Raw genomic sequence first — 21,057 nt, forward strand, 5'->3', positions numbered from 1 at the left:
ACCCATGGCTCACGTTCTTGGCCAGAACCAGTACGGAAAGGCGGAGACCCGTGTCGTCCGCATCTACCGTGACTCCACCCGCCACGAGATCAAGGACCTGAACGTCTCGGTCGCGCTCTCCGGCGACCTGGACGACGTCCACCTCACCGGCTCCAACGCCAACTGCCTGCCGACCGACACCACCAAGAACACGGTGTACGCGTTCGCCAAGGAGCACGGCATCGAGTCGGCGGAGGCGTTCGGCATCCACCTCGCGCGCCACTTCGTGGACAACAACGAGCCGATCCACCGGGCCCGGATCCGGATCGAGGAGTACACCTGGGACCGGATCCGCACCCCGGACAGCTCGGCCAGGTTCATAGGGTCCGAGGAGGTCGGCCACTCCTTCGTCCGCAACGGCGGCGAGATCCGCACCGCGCAGATCACCTATGACGGCAGCCGCTTCGAGGTCATCACCGGCCTCAAGGAGCTGACCGTGATGAACTCCACCAACTCGGAGTTCTGGGGCTACATCAAGGACAAGTACACCACCCTCAAGGAGGCGTACGACCGGATCCTGGCCACCCAGGTGACCGCCCGCTGGGCGCACTCCTGGAGCGGCGAGGAGACCCAGCCCAACTGGGAGCGCTCGTACACCCACGTACGCCGGCACCTGCTGGAGGCGTTCGCCGAGACCTACTCCTACTCGCTGCAGCAGACCCTGCACGCGATGGGCAGCCGGGTGCTGAACAACCGCGCCGAGATCGACGAGGTCCGGCTCGAACTGCCGAACAAGCACCACTTCCTGGTGGACCTGGAGCCCTTCGGCCTGAAGAACAACAACGAGGTCTACTTCGCGGCCGACCGGCCGTACGGTCTCATTGAGGGAACGGTTCACCGCGAAGGTGTCGTGCCGGTCATTCCCGTGGCATGATGCTCCGCTAAGACTGAGCCTTCTTAGGCTAAGACTGGCCCCAGGGATTCTCCCGCCGTCCCGCCCTGGGCAGCTCCACAGACGGCGGTTTCCCCAAACCGCTACCGTCGAGGAGCTGAATCCCATGAGCAACCTCCCCCCGTCCGCTGACGAGCGCATCGTCATCGAGAACGCGGCCATCGCCACCGTGGACGCCGCCGAGAACGAGTACAGCCGCGGCCATGTGGTGATCGCCGGCAACCGGATCGAGTCGGTCGGCGAAGGCCCCGCCCCGCAGTGGCTGCAGGGCGTCACCCGCCGGATCAACGCCGAGGGGCACCTGGTCACGCCGGGTCTGGTGAACACCCACCACCACTTCTACCAGTGGATCACCCGCGGTCTGGCGCAGGACAACATCCTGTTCGACTGGCTGGTGGCGCTCTACCCGACCTGGGCCCGGATCGACGCCAAGCTCGTCCACGCCGCCGCGCAGGGCTCGGCCGCCGCACTGCTGAAGTCCGGCTGTACCACGGCCAGCGACCACCACTACGTGTTCCCGCGGGGTGGCGGCGACATCCTCGGCGCCGAGATCGAGGCGGTGCAGGAGCTGGGCATGCGCTTCACCGCGCTGCGCGGCTCGATGGACCGCAGCAAGAAGGACGGCGGCCTGCCGCCGGACCACGCGGTGGAGAAGACCGAGGACATCCTGATCGCCTCGGAGGAGGCGGTGGACCGCTACCACGACGCCTCCTTCGACTCGATGCTGCACATCGCCATCGCGCCCTGCTCCCCGTTCTCGGTGAGCACCGAGCTGATGCGCGAGGCCGCGGTGCTCGCCCGCCGCAAGGGCGTACGGCTGCACACCCACGGCTCGGAGACGGCCGAGGAGGAGCAGTTCTGCAAGGAGCTGTTCGGGATGGGCCCGACCGACTACTTCGAGAGCACCGGCTGGCTCGGCGAGGACGTGTGGATGGCGCACTGCGTCCACATGAACGACTCCGACATCGCCAAGTTCGCCGAGACCGGCACCGGGGTGGCGCACTGCCCGTCCTCCAACGCCCGGCTCGCGGCGGGCATCGCCCGGGTGCCGGACATGCTGAAGGCCGGCGTCCCGGTCGGCCTGGGCGTGGACGGCACCGCCTCCAACGAGTCCGGCGAGCTGGGCACCGAGCTGCGCAACGCGCTGCTGATCAACCGGCTGCACGGCCGCCCGGACGCGCTGACCGGCCGTCAGGCGCTGCGGCTCGGCACCATGGGCGGCGCCCGGGTGCTCGGCCGGCAGGACCAGATCGGCTCGATCGAGGTCGGCAAGCTGGCCGACCTGGCGCTGTGGAAGGTCGACGGGATCATGCACTCCTCGATCGCCGACCCGGTCGCCGCGCTGACCTTCGGCGCGCTTCCGCCGCTGTCGCTGCTGCTGGTCAACGGCCGCCCGGTGGTCGAGAACGGCCACCTCACCACGGTGAACGAGGACCGGATCGCCAAGGCCGCGGCCGACGCGGCCAAGGAGCTGGCGTCCCGCTCCTGATCCACCCCGCACCCCCCTGAGCTCCGGGCGCCGCTGGACGGTGTGCCGCCCGGACTCCCCGGCGCGCCTCGCGCACCGGGGACCGCAGTCCCGGACCCACGGCGAGGGTCCGGGGCTGCGGCGTGCCCGGAGCCTCAGCCCTGCTGACCCTTGGCGAGCAGCGACCTGATGTGCAGCGAGGTGACCCCGCGCGCGGTCAGCACCTCCTTGACCGCACCCGGGCTGACCAGCAGGCCGAGCAGCAGGTGCTCGCTGCCGATGGCCTTGCTGCGCAGGTCGAGGGCCTGCCGCAGCGAGGTCTCCAGCGCCTTCTTCGCCTCCGGCCGCCAGGGCAGGTGACTGCCGAGGACCCGCTTGCGCCCCCGCCGGCCGCCGGACTCCGGCACCGCCGGCGCCAGCAGGGCGCCCTCGCCCCAGATCTCCTCGACCCGGTCGATGATCTCGTCCACCTCGATGCCGAGCCCGCGCAGCGCCTCCGCCTCGGCCCGGCCGATGCCGCCGCGGCGGCGGTAGTCGCGGCATTCCCGCAGCAGCGCCGGGTGCTGGTCGGGGCCGAGCCCCGACGCGGCCAGCAGCCGCACCGCGGTGCTGTCGGCCTGCGCGAGCAGCCCGGCCAGCAGGTGCTCCTCCCCCACCAGGGCGGCCCGGTCGGCCCGTGCGGCCTCGACCGCGTCGACGACCGCCTGCCGCGCTGTCGCGGTGAATCTCTCCATCATGGTCATCGCCCCCCGTGCTTCTTGTGTACGGCCTGCCTGCTGACGCCGAGTTCGGCCCCGATCTCCTGCCAGGACCAGCCCTGCGCCCGGGCGCTGCGGACCTGCAGCGCTTCCAGCGTCTCCAGCAGCCGGCGCAGGGCTGCCACCGCGCGGAGGCCGGTCCTGGGGTCCCGGCCGCCCGCCGCTTCCGCGAGAGTCGTCGCTTCGTTCATGATGTCAACGTACGTTGACAGCGGGCTTCTGTCAACCTGCATTGACAGAGGCCGGGCTCCCTCGCGACATACCAGCCGGTATGTTGAGAGGACGAAGTGTTACCCACTGGTAAGGAGCAGGTCATGCGGGCGATCCAGATCACCGAGTTCGGCGGCCCCGAGGTACTGCGGTCGGTCGAACTGCCCGATCCGGTGGCCAAGCCCGGACAGCTGCTGATCGACGTCGCCGCCGCCGGGGTGAACTTCGCGGACACCCACGCGGTCGAGGACTCCTACCTCTCCCGCAGCTCACTGCCGATGGTGCCCGGCGGCGAGGTGGTCGGCCGGACCGCGGACGGACGCCGCGTGGTCGCCCTCACCGCGACAGGCGGCTATGCCGAGAAGGCCGTGGCCTGGGAGAACATGGCACTGGACGTCCCCGACGGGGTCTCCGACGGCGCGGCGCTGGCGCTGGTGGTGCAGGGCCTCACCGCCTGGCACCTGCTGCGCACCTCGGGCCGGATGGCCCCCGGCGAGACCGTGGTGGTGCACGCGGCGGCCGGCGGCACCGGGTCGCTCGCGGTCCAGCTCGCCAAGCGCTTCGGCGCGGGCCGGGTGATCGCCACCGCGTCCAGCAAGGAGAAGCGGGACCTGGCGCTGGAGCTGGGCGCGGACGTGGCGGTCGAGGCCGAGGCGGAGGGCCTGAAGCAGCGGCTCGTCGACGCGAACGGCGGGGCCAAGGTCGACCTGGTGCTGGAGATGACCGGCGGCCCGGTCTTCGACGCCTCGCTCGCCGCGCTGGCGCCCTTCGGGCGGCTGGTGGCCTACGGGATGGCGTCCAGGACCGAGCCCCGGCCGATCAGCGCGGGGGCGCTGATGGCGCACTCCAGCGCCGTGGTCGGCTTCTGGCTGATGCACTGCGTGGGCAATCCCGCGCTGCACGCCGAGCCGATGGCGGAGCTGTTCCGGATGGTCGCCGCGGGCGAGCTGACGCCGCTGGTCGGCGAGGCCTACCCGCTGTCGCAGGCGGCCCGCGCCCACGAGGAGCTGCGCGCCCGCCGCACCACCGGCAAGCTGGTCCTGGACCCCAGCCGCTAGCGGTAGGGGTTCTGACGGACCGTCATCGGCGGCGGCCGAACTGCCGCTGAGCCCGGGCTAACCCGGTAGCGGCAGGAGTTCCACCTCGCCGACCGGCGCGCCGCCGCCCGGCGGGACCACCGCCAGCGCGTCGGCCAGGGCCGCGCCGAGCAGCAGCGACGGCGCGTCGTGGCCGACCGGCGCGGCCCGGCCGTGCGCGAGCCGGACCGGGACCAGCCGGGTGTCGACCGGGTGCGCCGGGACGGCGACGGCGAGCCGGGCGTAGCGCACCGGCCGCGGCCGGCCCGCGGCGAGGGCCTGGAGCAGCGGCCCGAGCAGGGTCAGCAGCGCGGCCATCGCGGCGAACGGGTTTCCGGGGAGGCCGACCGCGCAGCGGCCGTCCGGGAGCAGCGCGAGGAACTGCGGATGCCCCGGGCGGCAGCGCACCCCGGGGACCAGGATCCGCGCGCCGAGGGCGGCGAGGACCGGGCGGGCGTGGTCGGCGGCGCCGCGCGAGGTCGCGCCGGAGAGCAGCAGCACATCGGCGGTGGCGCCGCCGAGCCACTCCCGCAGCACCTCGGCGCCGTCCGGCAGCAGGTCGCGCCGGACCAGGGTTCCGCCGAGGGCGTCGACCAGGCCGGGCAGCATCGGCCCGACCGCGTCCCGGACCCGGCCGGGTCCCGGCAGCCCCGCGGTGCTCAGCTCGCTGCCGGTGACCGCGGCGGCGACCGAGGGCGGGAGCCGTACCGGCAGGGCGTCATGGCCGGTGGCGGCGGCGATCCCGAGCACCGCCGGGGTGACCGGGGTCCCTGCGGGGAGCAGCAGTTGGCCGGGCCGGCAGTCCTCCCCGCGGCGGCGGACGTGCCGTCCGGGGACGGCCGGGCCGCGCAGCAGGCCGTCCCGCCGGTGGGCGGCCTCGTACGGCAGCACGGCGGTCACCCCGGGCGGCAGGGCCGCGCCGGTGGCGACCTCGACCGCCGTGCCGGGCAGGACCGGCGGGTAGCTGCGGCGGTCGCCGGCCAGGATCCGGCCGTGCAGGGTCCAGGGGCCGGGGCCGGACACCGCGTAGCCGTCCATCGCGGAGACGTCCTGCACCGGGAGGGCGGCGCGGGCGTGCAGCGGCTCGGCGAGGGTCGACCCCAGCGCCTGACCCACCGTCACTTCGGTGGCCGGGAGCGGCTGCACCGCCGTGCCGGCGATGATGCGGGCCTCGGCCCAGGGCACGGCGGCGCCCTGGCGCCGGACCGGAACGGATCGGGTACTGGACTCCCTCTGACGCACGGCTTCCCCTTGTCCAGCTGCGGTGCTATACCTCGGATAACCCATACTGTATGCAATTATCCGAGAGGGGAAGACCCTTGACGAGACAACAGACAGCTCCACGGACGGCTCAGGCGGTCACCTACGTCAGGGACTGCTACGGCCGGCTGCACCGCGTCGGCGAGACCGACCGCGAACTGCCCGGCCCCGGCGGCCGACGGCTGGTGCTGTGGCTGGCCTGGGGCGCGATGCTGGGGGCGGGCGTGCTCCAGTACGGCTTCGCCCTCACCGCACTCCCCCTGCACGGAGCCCGCGGCACCTTCGCGGTGCTGGCCGTCTGGACGGTCTGCCAGGCCGCCGCGGTCCCCGTGGCGCACCTGCTGCGGGCCCGGCGGAAAGCCGAACCCGGCGGTCTTGTGCTGCTCGGCGGGGGCTGCTGCGCGGGCGCGCTGGCGATCGCCGCGGCCGTCGCCGAGTCCGCGAATCCGGCCGGGGCGGGCGGCAGTTCGGCCCTGCTGGTCGGCTACGGCCTGCTCGGCGGCACCGGTGCGGGGCTGGTGTACGCCGGCTGCACCGCGACCGCCGCGCGTTGGTACCCCGAACGCGCGCCCGCCGCGGTGGCGTTCGCCACCGGCGGCTACGCCTACGGGGCGGTGCTGCCGCTGCTCCTGCTGCTGGTGCTGGGCCTGCACGGATCCGCCGTCGCCCCGGTGCTCGGCGGCGTCGCCGGACTGAGCCTGCTCGCCGCGCTGGGCTGCGGCGCGCTGCTGCGGGACCCGCCCGAGCACTGGTGGCCGGCCGGCATCGACCCCCGGCAGTGGACCCTGGACCGGCACCTCAACCGCAGTCTGCGCCACAACCGCCCACCGCTGTGGGAGGCCGAACCCAGGCCGGGCGCCGGCAGCGGCACCTGGCGGCTGCTGTACGCGGCCACCGCGCTGACCTCGGCCGCGCTGCTGTTCGACCTGGGACGGCTGGCCGCCGACCTCGCCGCCGGTCCTGGCACGGTCGGGCTCTGGGCCTGCGCCGCCTTCGCGGCGGGCAGCGGCCTGGGACGCGGCGCGGTGGGAGCGCTGGCGGAACGGTTCGGCCGGGGGACGGTGCTCGCCACCGCACTGCTGCTGGGCGCGCTGGCCCAACCCGGCCTGGTCGGCGCCGGTCCGGCGGCGGCCGTCTGCTGCGCGGCGCTGGCCGGTGGCGGGACCGGCGGCTGCTACCCGGTCCTGGTCGGGCTGCTGCGCGGCTTCTACGGGCGGCACGGCGGCCAGCGGGCGTTTGCGCTGCTCTACACCGCCAAGGCGTTCGGCGGCGCGGCGGGCTGCGCCCTGGCCGCGTTCGTTCCGGGGACCGGCGGGACCGGGACCGCGGCGGCGGTGCTGCTGGCGGCGGCCCTGGCGGTCAGGGCGGCGCGGCGCCCGCGCCCACTGCTGCGGCTGCTCCCGGCGGCCCCGACGGTCACCAGCACCCGTACGAGCAGCGGGAGTTGAGGCATGGCGAGGAACACCGTACGGCGGCGGGTGCTGCGGATCAGGGACGACGGGACCGACTACCGTCCCGACACCCTGGCGGCCGAGGAGCCGATGGAGATCAGGGTGGGCGGGCGTCCGCTCACGGTGACCATGCGCACCCCCGGCGACGACTTCGACCTGGCCGTCGGCTTCCTGGTCAGCGAGGGGGTGCTGCACTCCGCCGCGGAGGTCGCCGGGATCCGCTACTGCGCCGGGGCGACCTCCGACGGCGGCAACAGCTACAACGTCGTCGACATCACCCTGGCCCGGGGCGTGCGACCGCCCGACGCCTCGTTGGAGCGCAACTTCTACACCACCTCCTCCTGCGGCCTGTGCGGAAAGGCCAGCCTGGACGCGGTCAGGACCACCGCCGCCTGGACCGTCGCCGAGGACCCGCTGCGGGTGCGGCCCGCGCTGCTGTCCGCCCTGCCCGAGCAACTGCGGGCGGCGCAGCGGGTGTTCGACAGCACCGGCGGGCTGCACGCGGCCGGGCTGTTCGACCCGGACGGGGTACTGCGCTGCCTGCGCGAGGACGTGGGCCGGCACAACGCGGTGGACAAGGTGATCGGCGACGCCCTGCGCAGCGGGCGGCTGCCGCTGCGCGGAAGCGTGCTGATGGTGAGCGGCCGGGCCTCGTTCGAGCTGGTGCAGAAGGCGGTGATGGCCGGGATCCCGGCGCTCGCGGCGGTGTCCGCACCCAGCTCACTGGCGGTGGACCTGGCGAACGAGACCGGACTGACCCTGGTCGGCTTCCTGCGCGGCAGCTCGATGAACGTCTACAGCGGCGTGGAACGGGTGCAGCGGAGCGGGCGGTTGCCGGTGGCCGAGCGGACGGCCACCGGCGGCTGACACCGGGTCAGCCCAGGACCGCCCGGAGCAGCCCGGCCGTCTCCGAGGGGGTGCGGCCGACCCGCACCCCCGCCGCCTCCAGCGCCTCGGCCTTGGCCTGGGCGGTGCCGGAGGAGCCGGAGACGATCGCCCCGGCATGGCCCATGGTCTTCCCCTCGGGCGCGGTGAACCCGGCCACATAACCGACCACCGGCTTGCTGACGAAGGACCGGATGTAGGCGGCGGCGCGCTCCTCGGCGTCGCCGCCGATCTCGCCGACCAGGATCACCGCGTCGGTGTCCGGGTCGTCCTCGAAGTCGTGCAGCGCGTCGATGTGGGTGGTCCCGATCACCGGGTCGCCGCCGATCCCGACGCAGGTGGAGAAGCCGAGGTCGCGCAGCTCGTACATCAGCTGGTAGGTGAGCGTGCCGGACTTGGAGACCAGGCCGATCCGCCCCGCCGTGGTGATGTCGGAGGGGATGATCCCGGCGTTGGCCCGCCCCGGGCTGATGATGCCGGGGCAGTTGGGGCCGATGATCCTGGTCCGGCCGCCCCGGGCCAGGCTGTGCGCCCAGAAGGCGGCGCTGTCGTGGACCGGGATGCCCTCGGTGATCACCACCACCAGCGGCACCGCGGCGTCGACCGCCTCCACCACCGCCGCGCGGGCGAAGCGCGGCGGGACGAACACCACGGTGGTGTCCGCGCCGGTCGCGGCGACCCCTTCGGCGACGCTGTCGAACACCGGCAGTACCCGGCCGCCCAGGTCGACGTCACGGCCGCCCTTGCCGGGGGTGACCCCGCCGACGACCTGCGTACCCGCGGCGAGCATCCGCAGCGTGTGCTTCCTGCCCTCGGTCCCGGTCATACCCTGGACCAGGACCTTGTTGTCTTCGGTGAGCCAGATGGCCATCGTGGGTGTTCCCTTCTCAGACCTGGGCAGCGAGGGTGAGCGCGGCAGCACGTTCCGCCGCGGCGTCCATGGAGTCGACCAGCTCGACCAGCGGCAGCGCGGCCTCGGCCAGGATCCGCCGCCCCAACTCGGCGTTGTTGCCGTCCAGTCGGACCACCAGCGGCTTGGTCAGGGCCGGCAGCGAGGCCAGCGCCTGGACGATGCCGTCGGCCACCGCGTCGCAGGCGGTGATGCCGCCGAAGACATTGACGAACACCGCCCGGACATCCGGGTCGCCGAGGATCACGTCCAGCCCGTCCGCCATCACCTGCGCGGACGCGCCCCCGCCGATGTCCAGGAAGTTCGCCGGACGGGCTCCGGCCCGGGCCACCACGTCCAGGGTGCTCATCACCAGACCCGCGCCGTTGCCGATGATGCCGACCCCGCCGTCGAGCTTGACGTAGTTCAGGCCCTTGGCCGCGGCCCTGGCCTCCAGCGGGTCGGCGCCGGCCGAGTCCCGGAAGGCCAGGTGGCCGGGCTGGCGGAAGCCGGCGTTCTCGTCCAGGGAGACCTTGCCGTCAAGCGCGACGATCTTGCCGTCACCGGTCTTGACCAGCGGGTTCACCTCGACCAGCAGGGCGTCCTCGGCGATGAAGACCTTCCACAGGCTCTTCAGCACCTCGACGATCTGGTCCGCGACGTCGGCCGGGAACTTCGCCGCCTCGACGATCTCCCTGGCCTTGGTCTCGGTGACGCCCTCGTTCGGATCCACCGCGACCCTGGCCAGCGCCTCGGGATTCTCGACCGCGACGACCTCGATCTCCACGCCGCCCTCGACCGAGGCCATCGCCAGGAAGGTGCGGTTGGTCCGGTCCAGCAGGAACGAGACGTAGTACTCGTCCTTGATGTCGGCCGTCTCGGCGAGCATCACCTTGTGGACCGTGTGGCCCTTGATGTCCATACCCAGGATCTGGCCGGCCTCGGCCACCGCGTCGTCCGGGTCGGAGGCCAGCTTCACGCCGCCGGCCTTACCCCGGCCACCGACCTTGACCTGCGCCTTGACCACGGCCCGGCCGCCCCAGCCGGCGGCGATCGCCCGCGCCTCCTCGGCCGTCCCGATCACCGCGCTGTCCAGTACCGGGACTCCGTGCTTCGCGAAGAGCTCCTTCGCCTGATATTCGAACAGGTCCATGTGCGTCCGCCCTCTGGTGGTGAGTCACGGAGCCCTGAGGGCTGCTGATAGCGCGTCGGATTACTTTCGTCCGTCCTCTGGACAGCCCGCCGCGACTGGGGCAACGATATGGCTACTCCATACGGTATGCAATCTACAGAGCAACCGGACGGCCCGTTGAGCACGAGGAGTTGACGATCTATGACCGACGCGACCATCTCTGGCGGCCACCTTGTCGCCAAGGCGCTCAAGGCCGAGGGCGTGGACGTGATCTTCACGCTCTGCGGCGGCCACATCATCGACATCTACGACGGCTGCGTGGACGAGGGCATCGCCGTGGTGGACGTGCGGCACGAGCAGGTGGCCGCGCACGCGGCCGACGGCTACGCCCGGATCACCGGGAAGCCCGGCGTCGCCGTGGTCACCGCGGGGCCGGGCACCACCGACGCCGTCACCGGTGTCGCCAACGCCTTCCGCGCCGAGAGCCCGATGCTGCTGATCGGCGGTCAGGGCGCGCTCAGCCAGCACAAGATGGGCTCGCTGCAGGACCTCCCGCACGTCGACATGATGACCCCGATCACCAAGTTCGCCGCCACCGTGCCGCACACCTCCCGCGCCGCCGACATGGTCTCGATGGCCTTCCGCGAGTGCTACAACGGCGCCCCCGGACCGTCCTTCCTGGAGATCCCGCGCGACATCCTGGACGCCAGGGTGCCGGTGGACAGCGCCGTGGTCCCGGTGGCCGGACGCTACCGGACGTCCACCCGCAGCGTCGGCGACCCCGCGTCGGTCGAGCGGCTGGCCGACCTGCTGTCCACCTCGGAGAAGCCCTGCGTGCTGCTCGGCACCCAGGTCTGGACGGCCAGGGCCACCGACGCGGCGGTGGACTTCGCCCGCACCCTCAACGTCCCGGTGTTCATGAACGGCGCGGGCCGCGGCACCCTGCCGCCCGGCGACCCGCACCACTTCCACCTGTCCCGGCGCTACGCCTTCAACAACGCCGACCTGATCATCATCGTCGGCACCCCCTTCGACTTCCGGATGGGCTACGGCCGCCGGCTGCCGCAGGGCGCCAAGGTGGTGCAGATCGACCTGGACTACCGCACCGTCGGCAAGAACCGGGACATCGACCTCGGGCTGGTCGGCGACCCCGGCGCGATCCTGGCCGCCACCGTGCAGGCCGCCTCCGGGCGGACCGGCGGGACCGGCGCCGCCAGCGTCGCCCGCAAGGCCTGGTTCGAGGAACTGCGGGCCCAGGAGGAGGAGGCGTACCGGAAGCGGCTGCCGCGGCAGCTCTCCGACGCCCACCCGATCCACCCGCTGCGGCTGGCCCACGAGATCAACGAGTTCCTGACCGAGGACTCGATCTACATCGGCGACGGCGGCGACATCGTCACCTTCTCCGGCGGCGTGGTGCAGCCCAAGTCGCCCGGTCACTGGATGGACCCGGGACCGCTCGGCACCCTCGGCGTGGGCATCCCGTTCGTGCTCGCCGCCAAGTACGCCCGCCCGGACCAGGAGGTGGTGGCGCTGTTCGGCGACGGCGCGTTCAGCCTCACCGGCTGGGACTTCGAGACCCTGGTCCGCTACAAGCTGCCGTTCGTCGGCGTCATCGGCAACAACTCCTCGATGAACCAGATCCGTTACGGCCAGGAGGCCAAGTACGGCAAGGAGCGCGGCCGGATCGGCAACACCCTCGGCGACGTCCGCTACGACGAGTTCGCCCGGATGCTCGGCGGCTACGGCGAGGAGGTCCGCGACCCGGCGGACATCGCCCCGGCGATGCGGCGGGCCCGGGAGTCGGGGCTGCCGTCGCTGATCAACGTCTGGGTGGACCCGGACGCCTACGCGCCGGGAACCATGAACCAGACCATGTACAAGTGAGCCGCCGTCAAGTGAATGTGCTTAGCCTACAAGGGAGTTGAGTGAGATGACCGAACTTCCCAAGGCCCTCGCCGGGGTCCGGGTGCTGGACCTGACCCACGTCCAGTCCGGCCCCTCCGCCACCCAGCTGCTGGCCTGGCTCGGCGCCGACGTGATCAAGCTGGAGGCCCCCGGCCGCGGCGACATCACCCGCAGCCAGCTGCGCGACGTCCCCGGCGCGGACAGCCTGTACTTCACCATGCTCAACTGCAACAAGCGCAGCATCACCCTGAACATGAAGACCGGCCAGGGCAAGCACATCTTCGAGCGCCTGGTCGCCGACTCCGACATCCTGGTCGAGAACTTCGGCCCCGGCGTGGTCGACCGCTTCGGCTACCCCTGGGAGACCCTGGAAGCGCTCAATCCGCGGCTCATCTACGCGAGCATCAAGGGATTCGGTCCCGGCCGCTACGCGGACTTCAAAGCCTACGAGGTCATCGCCCAGGCCATGGGCGGCTCGATGGCCACCACCGGGTTCGAGGAGGGGCCGCCGACCGCGACCGGGGCGCAGATCGGGGATTCCGGCACCGGGATCCACCTGGTCGCGGCGGTGCTGGCGGCGCTGTACCAGCGGACCGCGAGCGGACGCGGCCAGCGGGTGCAGGTGGCCATGCAGGAGGCGGTGCTGAACCTGTGCCGGGTGAAGCTCAGGGACCAGCAGCGGCTGGTGCACGGGCCGCTGCGGGAGTACCCCAACGAGCACTTCGGGGACGACGTCCCGCGCTCCGGCAACGCCTCCGGCGGCGGGCAGCCCGGGTGGGCGGTGCGCTGCGCCCCGGGCGGTCCCAACGACTACATCTATGTGATCGTCCAGCCTCAGGGCTGGCGTCCGCTGACCGAGCTGATCGGCCGGCCCGAGCTGGCCGAGGACGAGGGCTGGGCCACGCCCGAGGCCCGGCTGCCCAAGCTGGACAAGATGTTCGCGCTGGTCGAGGAGTGGACCGAGCGGCACAGCAAGTGGGAGGTGATGGACGCGCTGAACGCCCATGAGATCCCCTGCGGCCCGATCCTCTCCACCCGGGAGCTGATCGCCGATACCACCCTGGCCGAACTGGGCGCGGTGGTCGAGGTGGAGCACCCCGAGCGCGGCAGCTTCAAGACCGTCGGCTCCCCGCTGCGGCTCTCCGACTCCCCGGTCGACATCACCCGGCCCCCGCTGCTGGGCGAGCACAACAGCGAGGTGTACGGCGAACTCGGCTACACCGAGCAGCAGTTGTCGGGCCTGCGCGGCATCGGCGTCATCTAGCAGGCCGTCACTCAACAGGAGGAACGGGCCCATGGCTCAGCACGACTACGACCGCGCCGCAGTGCGCACCCTGATCGACCGGGTCCTCGCCGAGGGCCGCACCTCGCTCACCGCCCCCGAGGGCCGGCTCGCCTGCCAGGCGTACGGGATCGCCACCCCCGGCGAGGGCATCGCCGGCAGCGCGGAGGAGGCCGTCGCGCTGGCGTCCGGTTTCGGCTTCCCGGTGGTCCTGAAGATCGTCTCGCCGCAGATCCTGCACAAGACCGAGGCCGGCGGTGTGCTGCTGGGCCTGGACTCGGCCGAGGCGGTCCTGGCCGGGTACCACAGCATCCTCGCCAACGCCCGTGCCTACGACGCCGAGGCGGAGATCGTCGGGGTCCAGGTGCAGCAGCAGCTGCCGCCCGGACAGGAGGTGATCATCGGCGCGGTGACCGACCCCACCTTCGGCAAGGTGGTCGCCTTCGGCCTCGGCGGGGTGCTGGTGGAGGTGCTGAAGGACGTCACCTTCCGGCTCGCCCCGGCGACCGCCGCGGACGCCGGGTCGATGCTCGACTCCATCGCCGCCGCCGAGGTGCTGCGCGGGGTGCGCGGGGCCGCCGCGGTGGACCGGGACGCGCTGGCCGGACTGATCGTCAGGCTGTCCGACCTGGTCTCCGACTTCCCCGAGATCGCCGAGGCGGACCTCAACCCGGTGCTCGCCACCGCGAGCGGCGCGGTGGCCGCCGACATCCGGCTGATCCTGGACCCCTCCCCCGCGCCGGCCCGTCCGCAGCACTCCCGGGCGGACATCCTGGAGTCGATGGAGCGGCTGATGAAGCCGCGCGCGATCGCGGTGATCGGAGCCTCGGCCGAGCCGGGCAAGATCGGCAACTCGGTGATGCGCAACCTGGTCGACGGCGGCTTCGCCGGGGAGATCTACCCGGTCAACCCCAAGGCCGACGAGATCCTCGGCCGCAAGGCCTACCCGAGCGTCCTGGACGTGCCGGGCGAGGTGGACGTCGCCGTCTTCGCCGTCCCGGCCCGCTTCGTCCCGGCCGCGCTGGAGGAGGTCGGCCGCAAGGGCGCCGCGGCGGCCGTGCTGATCCCCTCCGGCTTCGCCGAGACCGGCGACCACGCGCTGCAGCAGCAGGTGGTGGACATCGCCGCGCGGTACGGGGTACGGATCCTCGGCCCCAACATCTACGGCTACTACTACACCGCCTCCGACCTCAGCGCGACTTTCTGCACCCCGTACGACGTCAAGGGCGGGGTCGCGCTCAGCTCGCAGAGCGGCGGGATCGGCATGGCCATCCTCGGCTTCAGCCGCACCACCAGGACCGGCGTCTCCGCCATCGTCGGCCTCGGCAACAAGGCCGACCTGGACGAGGACGACCTGCTCACCTTCTTCGCCCAGGACGACAACACCACGGCCATCGCCATGCACCTGGAGGACCTCAAGGACGGCCGGGCCTTCGTCGAGGCGGCCAGGGCGACCGTGCCGCACAAGCCGGTGGTGGTGCTCAAGGCCGGGCGCACCGCCCAGGGCACGATCGCGGCCGGCTCCCACACCGGGGCGCTGGCCGGGGACGACCGGGTCTACGACGACATCCTGCGCCAGGCCGGGGTGATCCGGGCCCCCGGCCTGCTGGAGATGCTGGAGTACGCCCGCTCGCTGCCGGTGCTGCCCACCCCGAAGGGCGACAATGTGGTGATCATCACCGGGGCCGGCGGCTCCGGGGTGCTGCTCTCCGACGCCTGCGTGGACGCCGGGCTGACGCTGATGCAGATCCCGCCGGACCTGGACGCCGCCTTCCGCGCCTTCATCCCGCCGTTCGGCGCGGCCGGCAACCCGATCGACATCACCGGCGGCGAGCCGCCGTCCACCTACGAGGCGACGATCCGGCTGGGTCTCGAGGACCCGCGGATCCACGCGCTGGTGCTCGGCTACTGGCACACCATCGTCACCCCGCCGATGGTGTTCGCTGAGCTCACCGCGCGCGTGGTGCGGGAGTTCCGGGACCGCGGCATCAACAAGCCGGTGGTCGCCTCCCTGGCCGGGGACACCGAGGTGGAGGAGGCTTCCGCGTACCTGTTCGACCACGGCATCGTGGCCTACCCCTACACCACCGAGAAGCCGGTGGCCGCGCTGGGCGCCAAGTACCGCTGGGCCCGCGCGGCCGGACTGCTGCCGGCCGGACCGCACTGACCGACCCACCCACCGACCCACCCACCCCGCTGTCCGGGATGCCGCCCCGGACGGGAACCGCGGCTCAGCCGCGTGCACGACGAAGAGAGCAAGGCCAGGGGGCGCAGGCCAATACTCTTCCAAGGTAAGGGGAATCCCCATGACCGCAGCACCAAGCGCGGCCCCAGCCGGGTACCGGGAGATCACCGACCGGAACGGCAGGGTCTACCGCGTCGGCGAGACCGACCGTCAGCTCCTCGGCCACTCCCGGAGACTGATGGTCTGGCTGCCCTGGGCCGCGATGATCGCCATCAGCGTCTCCGAGTACGCCTACGGTTCGGCCGAGGACACCCTGTCCAAGGCCCACGGGTGGACCTCCACCAACACCTTCTGGCTGCTCAGCATCTGGGTCGTGTTCCAGGCCGCGGTGGCCTTCCCGGCCGGCCGGCTGCGCGAGCGGGACGTCTTCTCGGCCCGCTCCGCCATGGTCACCGGCTCCGTCCTGGCCGCCGTCGGCATCCTCTCGCTGAGCCACGCGCCCAACCTGTTCCTGGCCTTCCTCGGCTTCGGCCTGATCGGCGGCTCCGGCTCCGGCCTGGTCTACGCGACCTGTATCAACATGGTCGGCAAGTGGTACCCGGAACGGCGCGGCGGCAAGACCGGCTTCGTCAACGGCGGCTTCGCCTACGGCTCGGTGCCGCTGATCTTCGTCTTCACCTACTGGTTCGACGCCGGCGACTACCACGCCGTGCTCGACGGCATCGGGCTCTACGTGGTGCTGCTGGTGGGCGTCTCCGGGCTGTTCTTCAAGGACCCGCCGAAGAACTGGTGGCCGTCCGACGTCGACCCGCTGGCCCTCACCGCGGACGGCGGCGGCAAGAACGCCGCGGCGCTCGCCAAGAACCCGCCCGCCGTGCGCCAGTACGGTCCGGCCGAGGCGATGCGGACCGGCATGCTGCCGCTGATGTGGGTCTGCCTGGTCGCCATCGCCGGGGTGTCCATCTTCGGCATCTCGTTCCAGGTCCCCTACGCCAAGCACCTGGGCTTCGGGCCGCTGGTCGCCGCGTCCTCGATGGGCGTGATGTCGGTGGTCAACGGCACCGGGCGCGGGGTCGTCGGCTGGCTGTCCGACCGGCTGGGACGCAAGCAGTCGCTCACCCTGGTGCTCGCGGTCGAGGGCATCGCCCAGTTCGGCGTGCTGTGGTCCGGTTCCTCGCACGACGAGGTGCTGTTCCTGTTCTTCGCCTTCCTCTCCGGCTTCGGCGGCGGAGCGTTCTACCCGCTGTTCGCGGCGCTGGTCCCGGACTACTTCGGGGAGAACAACACCGCCCAGAACTACGGCATCGTCTACAGCGCCAAGCTGGTCAGCGGCCTGGCCGGGGGCGGGCTCGGGGCGATGGCGATCGCCGCCTGGGGCTACGGCGGGGCCTATGTGCTGGCCGGGTTCATGGGCCTGGGCTCGGCCCTGCTCACCCTGCTGCTGCGGCAGCCGGGACGGCCGGGACGGGCCCGGCCGGTCCGGTCGCGGGTACGCGGCGGGGCCGAACCGGCCGTGGGCCGGCAGACCGGCTGAACCGCCACCACCCGGGGGTGCCGCCGCCGTACCGACGGCGGCGGCACCCCCTCCAGAGCTGCGCGCGGGTCTTCGACCATGGCGGGCCAGGGGCTGCGGCAGCCCCCACCCGCCGTCCGCGCGCACGGCGGCGGGGCCGGCCGGTGGGGTGCGCTCCCTGCTCCGGCCGGTCCCGTCCGCCCGTCGGTGCCGGTCCGTCAGCCGGCCGCCGCCTCGGTGGCCGCCGCGATCTGGATCCGGTAGAAGTCGGTGGTCCGCTCGGTGTGACTGCGCATCAGCCGCTCGGCCAGGTCGGCGTCCCCGTCCGCGATGGCCTGGATCAGGTCGGCGTGCTCGTGCCAGGCCTCCTTGCCGCGGGGGCGGGCGATCGGGGTGTAGTACCAGCGGACCCGCCGGTCCACCTGCCCGATCAGCTCGGACAGCACCTGGTTGCCGGACAGTTCGGTGATGAACCCGTGCAGCGCCGCGTTGGCCTCCACGATCCCGCGCGGTTCGTCGCCGGCCAGCGCCTTGATCCCGGCCTGCTGCAGCTCCCACAGCCGGGCCACGTCCTCCGGCGTCGCCTTCAGCGCCGCCCCGCGCGCCGAGTGCGTCTCCAGCACGGCGCGGACGCCCAGCAGTTGCCCGGCCTCCTCCTCGGTCGGGGTGTGCACGAACGCCCCCTGGGCCGGGCGCAGATCCACCCACCCCTCGGTCTGCAGCCGCTGCAGCGCCTCCCGCACCGGCTGCCGGCTGACCCCCAGGTGCTCGGCCAACTCGGCCTCCACCAGGTGCTGTCCGGCCGAGAGCGAGCCGTTGACGATCAGTTCGACCAGGGCCTCGTAGACGGCCTGCCGCAGTGGCGCCGGCCGGGTGACTCGGCGACTGGCGGCGGCGGTGAGTGCTTCGCGCATGTGAACTCCCCCGTAGGGTCCGGCCGTTGCGGGATCAAGGTCCCCCACCCGGGATATTCCCAGCATACAGATTCTTGTATGCAATCTACCGGGGAAGGTGACCGGAATCACGCGGCGCCTGGCTCTTTCGCCGGGGCAGCCACAGCGGCATACTGTATGCAATGTTACCCCTCAGGGGTCCGACTCCCATGAAGATCCAGGGGGCAGCCCCATATGAGCGACACCCATACCGGCCTGCGCGTCGCCGTCCTCGGCGCCGGGGCCATCGGCGCCTACGTCGGGGCCGCCCTGCACCGGGGCGGGAGCGAGGTCCACCTGGTGGCCCGGGGACCGCATCTGGCCGCACTGCAGGCGCACGGCGTCCGGGTGCTCAGCCCGCGCGGCGACTTCACCGCCCGGCCCGACGCCACCGACGACCCGGCCCGGATCGGCCCGGTGGACGTGGTGTTCCTCGGCCTCAAGGCCCAGCAGTACGCCGGCTGCGCCGCGCTGCTGCATCCGCTGCTCGGCCCGGACACCGCCGTGGTGGCCGCGCAGAACGGCATCCCCTGGTGGTACTTCCACGGTCTGGCCGGCCACCGGCTGCAGGGGCGGCGGCTGGAGACGGTGGACCCGGGCGGCGCGGTCAGCGCGGTGATCCCGGTGGAACGGGCGGTCGGCTGCGTGGTCTACTGCTCCACCGAGATCGCCGAGCCGGGGGTGATCCGGCACCTGGAGGGCACCCGCTTCTCCATTGGCGAGCCGGACGGCTCGGTCTCGGCCCGCTGCCAGGCGTTCAGCGCCGCGATGGTCGCCGGGGGCCTGAAGTGCCCGGTCGAGCCGGACCTGCGGCAGGACATCTGGATCAAGCTGATGGGCAATGTCGCCTTCAACCCGCTCAGTGCGCTGACCAGGGCGACCATGGTCCAGATCGCCGGCCATCCGGGAGCCCGCCGGCTGGTCGCCGCGATGATGGCGGAGACCCTGGAGATCGCCCAGGCCACCGGCGTCAAACCGGAGGTCTCGATCGAGCGGCGGATCGCCGGCGCCGAACGGGTCGGCCACCACAAGACCTCCATGCTCCAGGACCTGGAAGCCGGCAAGGAGTTGGAGCTCGACGCGATCATCGGCGCGGTCGTCGAGATCGCCGATCTGACCGGGGTGGCGGCCCCCACCCTGCGCGACGTCCACGCCGCCGCCGACCTGCTGGCCCGCACCTGCACCCACGTCCCCTCGAAGGGAGCACGTCGATGACCGACACCACCGTCCGCAGCCGCCGCAAGGGGCAGCGCGAGCCGTACACCCGGCTGACCCGGCCGCTGGTCCGGGAGGCCGGGGTACTGGTCCCGGCGAGCTGGGAGGAGGCGCTGACCCGCGCCGCCGAGGGCTTCCGGCACGGCGTGGCCGAGCGCGGCCCGGACTCCTTCGGGATGTTCTCCTGCGCCCGCTCCACCAACGAACTCAACTACCTGGCCCAGAAGTTCACCCGGGTCGTGATCGGCACCAACAATGTCGACTCCTGCAACCGCACCTGCCACGCCCCCAGCGTGGCCGGGCTCTCGCACGCCTTCGGCAGCGGCGGCGGGACCTCCTCCTACCAGGAGGTCGAGGAGAGCGACGTGATCGTGCTCTGGGGCTCCAACGCCCGTGAGGCGCACCCGATCTTCTTCCAGCACGTGCTGCGCGCGGTCCGCCGGGGCGCCCGGCTGTTCGTGGTGGACCCGCGCCGCACCTCCACCGCCCAGTGGGCCGAGCGGCACCTGCCGCTGAACGTCGGCACCGACATCCCGCTGGCCTACGGCATCGCCCGCGAGATCATCCACTCCGGCCTGGCCAACGAGGTGTTCATCGGCCGCGGCACCGAGGGCTACGCCGACTACGCCGCCGCCGCCGAGCCGTGGACTCTCGCCGAGACCGAGCGGGTCACCGGCGTCCCGGCCGCCCTGGTCACCGAGCTGGCACGGGCCTACGCCCGGGCCGACCGGGGCCAGTTGTGCTGGACCCTGGGCATCACCGAGCACCACAACGGCACCGACAATGTGCTCTCGCTGATCAACCTGGGGCTGCTCACCGGCCATGTCGGCCGCTACGGCTCCGGGCTGAACCCGCTGCGCGGGCAGAACAACGTCCAGGGCGGCGGCGACATGGGCGCCATCCCGAACCGGCTGCCCGGGTTCCAGGACATCCTCGACCCCGAGGTCCGGGCCAGGTACGGGCAGGCCTGGGGACGGGAGATCCAGCCCCGCTACGGCTGGAACCTCACCCAGATGCTGGACCGGATGGAGCGCGGCGACCTCACCTCCTGCTTCATCATCGGCGAGAACCCGGTGCAGTCCGAGGCCGACTGCCTGCACACGGTGAAGCGGCTCGGCAACCTGGACCACCTGGTGGTCCAGGACATCTTCCTGACCAAAACCGCCCAGCTGGCGGACGTGGTGCTGCCGGCCACCGCCGCCTGGTGCGAGACCGACGGCACCTTCACCAACAGCGAGCGCCGGGTGCAGCGGGTGCGCGCGGCGCTGCGTCCCCCGGCCGGGGCGCGCGACGACATCGCCATCCTCTGCGACCTGGCCCGACGGCTCGGCCACGACTGGCACTACACCCCCGAGCAGGCCTGGGACGAGATGCGGGCGCTGGCCCCCAACCACGCCGGGATCTCCTACGCCCGGCTGGAACAGCTGGGCGGAATCCAGTGGCCCTGCCCGAGCGAGGACTCCCTCGAACCCTCCTACCTGCACGCCAGGCTCTGGGAGCAGGACCCGGAGCGCCGCGGCCGTCCGGCGCCGTTCACGGTGCTTGAGCACCGGCCGCCGGTGGACCGGCTCAGTGAGGAGTACCCGCTGCGGCTCACCACCGGGCGCCGGCTGGACTCCTACAACACCGGGGTGCAGTCCGGCGGTTTCGACTCCCCGCTGCGCCGCGGCGAGACCCTCGACCTGCACCCGGTGGACGCGGAGGCGCTGGGCGTGGCCGAGGGCGAGGAGGTGCTGATCAGCTCCCGTCGCGGCGCGATCACCGCACCGGTGCGGCTGGACCGCGGGCTCAGCCCGGGGCTGGCCTTCATGACCTTCCACTTCCCGGACGAGGTGGACGTGAATGTGATCACCATCGAGGCCACCTGCCCGGTCGCCGGGACCGCCGAGTACAAGGCGGCGGCGATCCGGGTGGACCGGATCCCGGCCGCCGCCCCCGCCCTCATCAGCTGACAACCCCTCAGGA

General features: G+C 72.5%; 17 protein-coding genes. 11 read left to right on the forward strand and 6 right to left on the reverse strand.

The genetic code is table 11. The annotated features are described in order from the left end of the window. Positions 1–4 precede the first annotated feature (4 nt). Together pucL and ACEZDG_RS34910 are read left to right on the forward strand one after the other, a co-directional pair. The gene (pucL, locus tag ACEZDG_RS34905) at positions 5–913 is read left to right on the forward strand and encodes a factor-independent urate hydroxylase (RefSeq protein ID WP_380518069.1); all 909 of its coding nucleotides are present in this window, start codon (positions 5–7) and stop codon (positions 911–913) included. A 124-nt stretch (positions 914–1,037) separates the two neighbouring features. Continuing rightward, positions 1,038–2,420, forward strand: a complete 1,383-nt coding sequence (locus tag ACEZDG_RS34910) for an 8-oxoguanine deaminase (protein WP_380518071.1) — start codon at positions 1,038–1,040, stop codon at positions 2,418–2,420. Between the two features lie 134 nt (positions 2,421–2,554). Here ACEZDG_RS34910 and ACEZDG_RS34915 read toward each other — a convergent pair whose 3' ends face one another. Together ACEZDG_RS34915 and ACEZDG_RS34920 are read right to left on the reverse strand one after the other, a co-directional pair. Then, positions 2,555–3,142 carry a Clp protease N-terminal domain-containing protein gene (locus ACEZDG_RS34915; protein ID WP_380518074.1) on the reverse strand — a complete coding sequence of 196 codons (588 nt, stop codon included), beginning with the start codon at positions 3,140–3,142 and terminating at the stop codon, positions 2,555–2,557. Continuing rightward, positions 3,139–3,348, reverse strand: coding sequence for a helix-turn-helix domain-containing protein (locus ACEZDG_RS34920; RefSeq protein WP_380518077.1), 210 nt, complete (start codon positions 3,346–3,348; stop codon positions 3,139–3,141). The genes ACEZDG_RS34915 and ACEZDG_RS34920 overlap by 4 nt, the downstream gene beginning before the upstream one ends. Before the next feature lie 123 nt (positions 3,349–3,471). Between ACEZDG_RS34920 and ACEZDG_RS34925 the strand changes: the two genes are divergently transcribed. Further along, complete coding sequence (locus ACEZDG_RS34925; RefSeq protein WP_380518079.1) at positions 3,472–4,425, forward strand: quinone oxidoreductase family protein; 954 nt, start codon at positions 3,472–3,474, stop codon at positions 4,423–4,425. 57 nt (positions 4,426–4,482) lie between these two features. On the opposite strand, the gene ACEZDG_RS34930 is transcribed toward ACEZDG_RS34925, so the two are convergent. Then, positions 4,483–5,685, reverse strand: coding sequence for a molybdopterin molybdotransferase MoeA (locus tag ACEZDG_RS34930; RefSeq protein WP_380518082.1), 1,203 nt, complete (start codon positions 5,683–5,685; stop codon positions 4,483–4,485). Positions 5,686–5,762: 77 nt separating this feature from the next. Here ACEZDG_RS34930 and ACEZDG_RS34935 point away from each other — a divergent pair, with 77 nt between their 5' ends. Next, entirely contained in the window at positions 5,763–7,151 is a 1,389-nt protein-coding gene (locus ACEZDG_RS34935) for a hypothetical protein (protein ID WP_380518084.1), read from the forward strand. Between the two features lie 3 nt (positions 7,152–7,154). Next, positions 7,155–8,021, forward strand: coding sequence for a formate dehydrogenase accessory sulfurtransferase FdhD (gene fdhD / locus ACEZDG_RS34940; RefSeq protein ID WP_380518087.1), 867 nt, complete (start codon positions 7,155–7,157; stop codon positions 8,019–8,021). 7 nt (positions 8,022–8,028) lie between these two features. Here fdhD and sucD read toward each other — a convergent pair whose 3' ends face one another. Continuing rightward, the gene (sucD, locus tag ACEZDG_RS34945) at positions 8,029–8,910 is read right to left on the reverse strand and encodes a succinate--CoA ligase subunit alpha (protein WP_380518090.1); all 882 of its coding nucleotides are present in this window, start codon (positions 8,908–8,910) and stop codon (positions 8,029–8,031) included. Positions 8,911–8,926: 16 nt separating this feature from the next. Beyond that, on the reverse strand, positions 8,927–10,081 hold the full coding sequence (gene sucC, locus ACEZDG_RS34950) for an ADP-forming succinate--CoA ligase subunit beta (protein WP_380518093.1): 1,155 nt from the start codon (positions 10,079–10,081) through the stop codon (positions 8,927–8,929). A gap of 180 nt (positions 10,082–10,261) precedes the next feature. Between sucC and ACEZDG_RS34955 the strand changes: the two genes are divergently transcribed. From ACEZDG_RS34955 to ACEZDG_RS34970, 4 genes are all read left to right on the forward strand, one after another. Continuing rightward, positions 10,262–11,944, forward strand: a complete 1,683-nt coding sequence (locus ACEZDG_RS34955; RefSeq protein ID WP_380518096.1) for a thiamine pyrophosphate-binding protein — start codon at positions 10,262–10,264, stop codon at positions 11,942–11,944. A gap of 46 nt (positions 11,945–11,990) precedes the next feature. Then, positions 11,991–13,229, forward strand: coding sequence for a formyl-CoA transferase (frc, locus tag ACEZDG_RS34960; protein WP_380518099.1), 1,239 nt, complete (start codon positions 11,991–11,993; stop codon positions 13,227–13,229). A gap of 31 nt (positions 13,230–13,260) precedes the next feature. Further along, positions 13,261–15,414 (forward strand): acetate--CoA ligase family protein, encoded by a 2,154-nt coding sequence (locus ACEZDG_RS34965; RefSeq protein ID WP_380518102.1) that lies wholly within the window; start codon positions 13,261–13,263, stop codon positions 15,412–15,414. A gap of 139 nt (positions 15,415–15,553) precedes the next feature. Beyond that, on the forward strand, positions 15,554–16,966 hold the full coding sequence (locus tag ACEZDG_RS34970) for an OFA family MFS transporter (RefSeq protein WP_380518105.1): 1,413 nt from the start codon (positions 15,554–15,556) through the stop codon (positions 16,964–16,966). A gap of 197 nt (positions 16,967–17,163) precedes the next feature. Here the strand turns inward: ACEZDG_RS34970 and ACEZDG_RS34975 are convergent, their stop codons facing one another. Then, on the reverse strand, positions 17,164–17,859 hold the full coding sequence (locus ACEZDG_RS34975) for a GntR family transcriptional regulator (RefSeq protein WP_380518108.1): 696 nt from the start codon (positions 17,857–17,859) through the stop codon (positions 17,164–17,166). Positions 17,860–18,093: 234 nt separating this feature from the next. Here ACEZDG_RS34975 and ACEZDG_RS34980 point away from each other — a divergent pair, with 234 nt between their 5' ends. Further along, complete coding sequence (locus tag ACEZDG_RS34980) at positions 18,094–19,092, forward strand: 2-dehydropantoate 2-reductase (protein WP_380518181.1); 999 nt, start codon at positions 18,094–18,096, stop codon at positions 19,090–19,092. Beyond that, on the forward strand, positions 19,089–21,044 hold the full coding sequence (locus ACEZDG_RS34985; protein ID WP_380518111.1) for a molybdopterin oxidoreductase family protein: 1,956 nt from the start codon (positions 19,089–19,091) through the stop codon (positions 21,042–21,044). The genes ACEZDG_RS34980 and ACEZDG_RS34985 overlap by 4 nt, the downstream gene beginning before the upstream one ends. Positions 21,045–21,057 lie beyond the last annotated feature (13 nt).

The sequence above is a fragment of the Streptacidiphilus alkalitolerans genome, assembly GCF_042511045.1.
In the GTDB taxonomy this organism is placed as follows: Bacteria; Actinomycetota; Actinomycetes; order Streptomycetales; family Streptomycetaceae; genus Streptacidiphilus; species Streptacidiphilus alkalitolerans.

Excerpts from the sequence above, each read along its gene's own strand:
- sucD (WP_380518090.1), bottom strand. The coding sequence starts at position 8,910 with ATGGCCATCTGGCTCACCGAAGACAACAAGGTCCTGGTCCAGGGTATG.
- frc (WP_380518099.1), top strand. The coding sequence starts at position 11,991 with ATGACCGAACTTCCCAAGGCCCTCGCCGGGGTCCGGGTGCTGGACCTG.
- ACEZDG_RS34965 (WP_380518102.1), top strand. The coding sequence starts at position 13,261 with ATGGCTCAGCACGACTACGACCGCGCCGCAGTGCGCACCCTGATCGAC.
- fdhD (WP_380518087.1), top strand. The coding sequence starts at position 7,155 with ATGGCGAGGAACACCGTACGGCGGCGGGTGCTGCGGATCAGGGACGAC.
- ACEZDG_RS34985 (WP_380518111.1), top strand. The coding sequence starts at position 19,089 with ATGACCGACACCACCGTCCGCAGCCGCCGCAAGGGGCAGCGCGAGCCG.
- ACEZDG_RS34925 (WP_380518079.1), top strand. The coding sequence starts at position 3,472 with ATGCGGGCGATCCAGATCACCGAGTTCGGCGGCCCCGAGGTACTGCGG.
- ACEZDG_RS34970 (WP_380518105.1), top strand. The coding sequence starts at position 15,554 with ATGACCGCAGCACCAAGCGCGGCCCCAGCCGGGTACCGGGAGATCACC.
- ACEZDG_RS34955 (WP_380518096.1), top strand. The coding sequence starts at position 10,262 with ATGACCGACGCGACCATCTCTGGCGGCCACCTTGTCGCCAAGGCGCTC.
- pucL (WP_380518069.1), top strand. The coding sequence starts at position 5 with ATGGCTCACGTTCTTGGCCAGAACCAGTACGGAAAGGCGGAGACCCGT.
- ACEZDG_RS34920 (WP_380518077.1), bottom strand. The coding sequence starts at position 3,348 with ATGAACGAAGCGACGACTCTCGCGGAAGCGGCGGGCGGCCGGGACCCC.
- ACEZDG_RS34915 (WP_380518074.1), bottom strand. The coding sequence starts at position 3,142 with ATGACCATGATGGAGAGATTCACCGCGACAGCGCGGCAGGCGGTCGTC.
- ACEZDG_RS34910 (WP_380518071.1), top strand. The coding sequence starts at position 1,038 with ATGAGCAACCTCCCCCCGTCCGCTGACGAGCGCATCGTCATCGAGAAC.
- sucC (WP_380518093.1), bottom strand. The coding sequence starts at position 10,081 with ATGGACCTGTTCGAATATCAGGCGAAGGAGCTCTTCGCGAAGCACGGA.
- ACEZDG_RS34975 (WP_380518108.1), bottom strand. The coding sequence starts at position 17,859 with ATGCGCGAAGCACTCACCGCCGCCGCCAGTCGCCGAGTCACCCGGCCG.